Source organism: Vibrio sp. Vb0304, assembly GCF_033338995.1.
Taxonomy (GTDB): Bacteria; Pseudomonadota; Gammaproteobacteria; order Enterobacterales; family Vibrionaceae; genus Vibrio; species Vibrio alginolyticus.
Genome location: NZ_JAWOTT010000140.1, coordinates 1 through 1,372, shown reverse-complemented (window position 1 = coordinate 1,372; position 1,372 = coordinate 1). Strand labels below are relative to the sequence as shown.

Genomic DNA, 1,372 nt, shown 5'->3' with positions numbered 1-1,372 from the left:
TCCCACCAACTCATCTTTTGCTTTGCATGATTTAAGCTCAGGTTTTCCTCACTTTGTCCAATATGGCAATAATAGAGTTGCGTCGTGCCCCGCTTAATGGCGGAGGTAAAAGCGGTGATCGCTGCCCCTCGTAAAAAGCTTTCATGTTCGAGGACAAAGCGTTTCGGCACTTTGTTAGCAAAGTATTTCGCCAAGTTTTGCATGTGCGCGTGCGCAGCAAAAACTGGGCGAGTGAGTAGCACTTCTTTTGATTTCGCGTGCGAACCATCGCAGTAAGCGAGTTGGTCAAATTGGCTGCGGCTAAGAATTTTGTCGTAAGTGCGCTGTGCTTGGAGAAATACATCTGATTCGTTTGGCGCTTCTTCTTGCTGCGTTAATTGGTAACGGCTTGGCTCCCAAAGCGGTTGAGGAATGACGTGCTCTGACATCTCTGTCTGAGGAAACCAAGCGTTGTCACTGAGCAAAAGCACGTAACCCGTTTGGGCATCGGCGCTGCATAGTGTCCAAATATGCGCTGCACGTTGTTCTCGGCCATGGTGGCGAAAACCAGAGCGCGCCACTTGAACAAAGGAACGAGTTTGGATATTCGAGAACGATAAGTGACGTTCGTATAAGCGACTAAAAGTGTCCAGCATACTTGCCAAACGTTCAAGATATTGTGAAAAACGGCGATGATTCAAGCCCAATTTATACTGTAAATCTTTGGGTGAAACCTCGGCCAATAGAGCATCAAGCAGTGGTTGGAGTGTGTGGGATTCTTTGTTCGGGTTCAGCAGCGTTGCGGTTTTTTGACAGCAGCGACACTTTACTCTTGGGCTACCGACGGCGGTTCTCCCGTAACGTTGCCAAGCAGGTAATCGGCATTCGCAATGAGGCAATAGCTTCAACTCAAAGGTTTGCTGTTGTAGTTGATGAGCCAATGCGAGTATCGGCTCGTTAATCAAAACCGGAGGATAAGCACCACACTCAGGGCAATGCCACGCATCGTAGCCAAGCCGATTTGAGCGCGAATACAAACTGAGATCAGGTACGCCGCAATTAGGGCAGCCAAATGATTTACAGCCATTGTATTCTCGACGAAAAGTCATGGTGCTTATCCTTTGAGGTTATTTGTCAGAGACTCACTCTTTGACGCTGACATCCACTTGGCGACCCAGCGCCGGAACGATAACGTCTTTCTTGGCTTTAAATTGGTCAATCAATACTTGGGTGACTGAATCGCCTTGCGACTCTAACGTGCCTTTTTCAAATACATGATAACCGTCGCCCCCGCTCGCTGCGTAAGAGTAAGTGGCCACTTTGTATGATTGCGAGTCGTTCACTGGTTTGCCATTTACGTTCAGGCTGAGCAGGCGTTTACCTTGCGGTTTTG

2 protein-coding genes are annotated in these 1,372 nt (G+C 48.3%); both read right to left on the bottom strand.

Annotation, left to right across the window (positions count from 1 at the left end; translation table 11 throughout):
- Positions 1-1,088 (bottom strand): hypothetical protein (locus tag R7P35_RS24475; RefSeq protein ID WP_318092940.1); only part of this gene is annotated, 1,088 nt, incomplete at its 3' end.
- Positions 1,089-1,121: 33 nt separating this feature from the next.
- The coding region (locus tag R7P35_RS24470) for a 5'-nucleotidase C-terminal domain-containing protein (protein WP_318092938.1) at positions 1,122-1,372 on the bottom strand (251 nt) is incomplete at its 5' end.